The following is a 6,023-nucleotide window of genomic DNA, read 5'->3' as shown; positions in this document are numbered from 1 at the left end:
CAGCAGCTTCTACGACAATGCCGACCTGCTCAAAGAAAGCACCGATGCGAATGGCAATAAGACGACTTACGCCTATGATGACGTCAACCGCCTGATCAGCAAAACGCTGATCATCGCCGGTAGTGACCCATTGGTCACGACCTATGTGTACGATGCCAAAGGCCAGCAAGTCGAGATCACCGACCCGAACAAAGTCAAAACCAAGCTGGAATACGACCTCAAAGGCCAGTTGACCAGGCAGACTGTCGATCCAGATGGCTTGAAACTGATCACCGAGTTTGATTACGACAAACGCGGCAAGACCCTCACCGTCACCCAAAAAGGCGCTACACAGGATCTGGTACAACGCTACGTCTTTGACAAACTGGGCCGCCGTATAGAAGAATACACAGGTAATACCCTGACCCGTAGCTACCAGTACGATGCCAACAACAACGTCATCAGCAGTACCGATGCCGATGGCAATACCACCCGTTTCGCCTACGACAGCGAAGACCGACAAGTCCTGGTACTCGACGCTGCCGGTGGCATGCAACGCACCATCTATGATGAAAACGGCCACGTAAAATCCGTGCGTCGTTACGCGACACCTGTCAATCTCACCGGCCTTGGCACCCAGCCAGCACGCACCACGCTCGAAGCACTGGTTCCGGCAGAAACCGCACAAGACAGATTCAGCACCAATTATTACGACAAAGATGGCCGCGTTACCAGCACCGTGGACGCCCTCGGTGGAACGGTCAGCTACGTCTATGACGCCAATAACAATGTCATCAAAAAAACCAGTGGCGACGGCATCAATACTGCCAATGACCGCACACAATGGTTCGCTTATGACGGCCTGAACCGCCTGGCCGTCAGTATTGCCGCAGATGGCAGCGTCATTGCCAATACCTATGATAGCAACGGCAATATCACCAGCACCACCGCCTATGCCAACCGCATCGGCACCAGCAGCCTGGCCGTTGGCGCGACGCCACAAACCTATTTGAGCCAGGTACAAGTCAATGCCCAGCAAGACCGCACAGAGCGTCACGCCTATGATGCCGCCAACCGTCTTGTTTATAATGTCGATGCACAAGGCTATGTCACTAAAAACACCTATGAAGGTAGCCATCTCAAATCGACGACACAGTATGACAAGGCCATCAGCATCAGTGATAGTTCACTGAGCAGCATACAGGCCAACCTCAGTACCTCCTTGCAAGACCGCATCGTCGCCTACAGCTATGACCATGCAGGTCATTTGCTCAGCACCACTGATGCCCTGGGGCACACAGAAAGTTATACCTACAACGAGCTGGGCCAAAAAACCAGCTTCACCAATAAAAAAGGGGCGACCTGGACCTACACCTATGACGCTGTTGGCCGCCTGGCAACCGAAACAGCACCGGCTGTCGAAGTCGTCACCACTACTCTAAAAAATGCTGCCAGCGCCATCAACAAACAAGTGATCGCCCTGGTCACCCGCTTTGTCTACGACAGCGCCGGCAACTTGATTGCACGTGTCGAAGCCGACAATACAGAACAACACCGTGAAACCCGGTATGGTTACGATGCATTAGGTCGCCAGACGGATGTCACCTATCCACCTGTCGACGTGACGGACAACAGTACTGGTGTCACCATCCTGGGTAAACTGCTGACTACCCATGTCAGCTATGATGCCCTGGGCAATGCCGTCAGCAATATCGACGTGGCGGGCAAACGCAGTTACAAAGTCTATGATCAACTGGGGCGTGTCAGATTTGATATCGACGCCAATGGCTACCTCACTGAATACAAGCGCAACACCTTTGGCGAAGTCGAAACCCTGATCCGCTATGCCAATGACAAACGTGACACCAGCAACCCAGGGGCACCTACGCTGGCACAAATCATTCCGGTTGTCAGTGCACAGGATCGTCAGATCAAGACCAGCTACAACACCCTTGGTCAGGCTGCGACTGTCACCGAATCGATATTCTATGGTTCAGATGGCAGCCATTTCGAAAACCAGGCCAAGGTAACCAACAATACCTACAATGCCTTTGGAGAACTCAGTAGTGTCGCCGTTGGGCGTAATGTCTATGACGCCAGCGGTAGTCTGCTGCAAACAGGAGTCGATCAAGCCGTTACCCGTTATGCCTACAATCAACGCGGTCAGCAAGTAGCCATACTGGATGCAGAAAATTATCTGACCCGTCAACAGTTTGATGCGGCAGGCAACTTGGTTCTGCATACCGAGTTTGCCAAAACCTATGCTGACTTGGCCAGCAACTGGGCCAATAATCTGGCAGCGCTGCCAGCTGCTGAAATTGCCGACAATGCGGGCACCAGTGATCGTAGCGTGCGTTATGAGTACGATCAAAACAATCGCAAGATCAGCGAAACCAGACTCAATGTTGAGTTTGCCAAGTTAAGCAGTATTGCCCGCGCAGACAACAATACCCATGGTGCCGTTAAAACCAGCTATGGCTATGATGCACTGGGTAATCTGCTTTCTACTGAAGAGCGCGAAGTGGACAATACACGTGCTAATTCGCCCGTCAATAATATTGGCTTGACCTTACGCAGCAGTTATAGCAGTTACGACATGCTGGGACGCGTCATGTCGACCACATCCAGTGGTAGTGGCGTAGACAACAAAGCCATCTATACCACTTACCAGCGCGATGCTTACGGCAATGCCGTCGTCACCAAGCAAACTGAGATGAAGCAAGGCAATACGCCTGGTAATCCATTGATGGCTTACATGGGCAGTATGGGCGCAGGAGAAAACCTCATGGAAGGCCAAGCCCTGTACTCAGCCAATGGCCGCTTCCAGCTCGTTCTGCAGCCAGATGGCAATCTGGTCGTCTATGACCGCCAGCAAGGTTCGGCCGCAAATCCTTACGTCGTTTGGAGCACGAACACCCGTGCACCATCAGGCAGCACAGGCCTGGCCATGCAAACAGATGGCAATCTTGTGCTATATCATGCTGGCTTGCCGTTATGGCAATCTGCCACCCAGGGTAGTGGCATGGTCTTAAGCCTCAGGGATGATAGCAACCTGGTTATGACCAATGCCAGCCAGCAAATCGTCTGGCAGACCAGCACCTTTGTTGCTCCAGATCAGGCAATAACCCGCACCACCATGGCGCAATACAATGCCTTTGGTAAAGTCACCGACAGTGTTGATGCAGAAAGCAAGCGCAGTGCCCAGTCTTATGATGCCAACGGCAATCTGGTAGCGCAACAACGCAAGGTCACTGATGTGAAAGGTGATGTCGTTGGCAATTCCGGCAGCAAAGCCATGGTCAGCATGGAATATAATGCCAGCGGAAAATTGGTACGCACAGTAGAACTGGGCGTTGATGGCAGCAGTGACACCACCGAAACACGCTATGAATACAATGCCTTTGGTGAACTGCAAAGGCAAACCGTCAATGGCCAGACCACCCTGCTCAATGAATACGACAATGAAGGCCATTTGTGGCGTACCACCAGTGGTGGTCTCACCAAAGTCTTGCTGGTCGACCAGGAAGGGCGCAACACCGTACAAATCACCAGCGGTGATACAGACCTGAGAACACTTGCAAGTGCAGAAGTCGTGGCCAGCCATATTCAAACGGGCACCAGCTACACCTCATCCATGACCCGCTACGACCACCTGGGCCACGTGATTGAAAAACAGCTGCCCAATGTTGGCAGCAGTGACAAGCTGGAAGTGGCTGCACAAGGTTCACTGGTTAGCTTTACCATCAAGGGCAATCCCATACTCGATACCGATATTGAGACGCGCGACGACAAAGTTGTCGAGAATGACAAGAAAACAGCCAAGAGATGGAATGGAGATAATAGCATCGAGATCAAGATGCTGGACATGGCGAGCTGGGGCTATGGTGACGTCAAGATCAGCGTCAGATTCACGACAAAAAATGCCGACGGTACTATACCCGCGACTATTTCATCCTTTGACAAAATTTATGGCGCGTCCACATTAGGTAATGTTGTCACTTTCAAATGGCCCAATGAAGAATCCACCGATTTGGTGGCGCAAGACAATATTACCGACATTATTGTCAGCAAAAAGGATAGCCAAGGGCAATGGGTTGTCATCAACAAGCTCATCAACAATGCCAGCAACGGAGGGATACAAACCAATTCTGGTAACCAGGTCATTAAGATGACTGCGCCGATTGACCTCAATACCGTGCCAGAATTCCGTTATCGCCTCAGCGGCGACAACACCTGGTCCAAAGGCAAGGTGATTAACTTCGGGGCTAACTACGTATTTAATCCCATGGATGGCAAGGTGACCAACAGTTCTTTGCCGGGTACCAATACCGCATTGGCAGAAGGGATCTATGATTACCAGATAGACTATAAACAAAACGGTGTCGTGGTTTCTCACAGCGACGGCAAGATGACAGTAGGCTATGGTACAGAGCGCATGAAAGCCGCGCAACTGTATGTCTCCTTGTTTGACCGTGCACCAACAGCAGGTGAGCTTGACGAGACCACTGGCGACCTCACCAAGGGAAGCCTGGACCAGGTCGCTCAAAAATTGCTCGACAATCCTGAGCTGAAAAAGCTTAGCACGTTTGATTTGCTCATCGACCGTATTTACGTGGCATCCTTTAACCAGACAGTAGATGCTCCCGGCAAAGCGTATTGGTTAAGTCAATGGAATAACGGCAGCCCGCTGGCACACGGCAGTGTGGTGGCCGATATTATTCGTGCTGCCTCTAGTTACCTGGGCAGCGACCCAGGCCGCACCTCAGCAGCACAGTATTTTAGTAACAGGGTCAGTGTGGCACTGACCTATGGCTATGACATGAGAGGCAATGACATTGCCAAGGCTATCAAAATGCTGAGCCTGGTCACAGCCACAGACACCAAGGCAGCGCTGGCTGTTGCGACCGTTGGTATCGTCACCGAAGCCCAAAATCGCATGCAGTTGACACGACTGTATGTATTGCTGCAAAACCGTAGCCCAGAAAAAGGTGGGATAGACTACTACATTGATGCCTTGGTCAAAAAAAGTTACACACTTGCAGAGCAGGCAGGTGTCATCCTCGATCAAAGTGCCGCGCTAAAAGGCAAGAGCAATACTGACATTGCTTCCATTCTGGTTAGAGACGTACTGAGCTGGACTGGAAAAAGCGGAGAGGATGCACAAAAGGCTTTGATAGTAGACCTCAATGCAGCCAGTACTTCCACCCAAAAAGCGGACAAGATACTGCAATTCATCGACAAAGTTGTGAATAATTCCTCCACTGACTTTGATGCACGTCAGGCGCAACAACTATTCAATAACCGCGTTAATGTTGGCTTGTTGTATGGTAACTATTTTGAGGGTAATAATCCTACCCTTGCAGCCACCATCAATGCGCAAGTCACAGCGACCGACACGCTGACGGCCATCAATACCGTCTTTGGACAGCTTAATGCTGCTCAAAATAAAGAATTGAACCTCGCGCGCTTATATGTATTGCTGTTCAACCGTGCGCCTGACCCAAAAGGTTTTGCTTATTGGCTGCAACAAGGCAATCTCAACAGCAATATCACCTTTAGTGCCATCGCCAATGCAGTCTGGACAGATAAATTTAGCACGGTCAGCAATCTTGAACTGGTCAAGCAAATCTATGGCAATACGCTGGGAGGCGACCCTGCGCAAATTACTGATAGTAATGCATGGGTGCTAGAACTGAACATGGCTGGACAGCCTGGTGGCAGTGCCAATAAAGGCGAAGTGCTGGAGCGTATGATTAACCAGCTCGTCAATCCGGCAGACCCGGATCGATTTAGCAGTTACGCCCGACAAGTGTTCACTCTTAAGGTAGCGACCGGCATCAACTTCGTCAAACTCGGTGGCAGTGAAGGCTCTGATGCGGCATTAGCCTTGTCGGCAGTTGAAAAAGACTTGAAGTCCATGAGTGCCAGCCTGGCACTGAAGCAGGTGCAAACAACATCCACCAGCACCAACCTGGCAAAACTAGAAGCGCAAGCCAATTATGCCGCAACGCAACTGGCAGCCGCCGGCGTTGCCCTTGAAGCTG

General features: G+C 51.2%; 1 protein-coding gene. It reads left to right on the top strand.

Annotation, left to right across the window (positions count from 1 at the left end; translation table 11 throughout):
• A partial coding sequence (locus ACO0LF_RS30975) for a hypothetical protein (RefSeq protein WP_423021197.1) occupies nucleotides 1-6,023 on the top strand: 6,023 nt, incomplete at both ends.

Source organism: Undibacterium sp. Di27W, from assembly GCF_049340345.1.
Taxonomy (GTDB): domain Bacteria; phylum Pseudomonadota; class Gammaproteobacteria; order Burkholderiales; family Burkholderiaceae_D; genus Undibacterium.
Note: the sequence above shows the minus strand (reverse complement) of the source record. Positions and strands in the feature narration are given on the sequence as shown.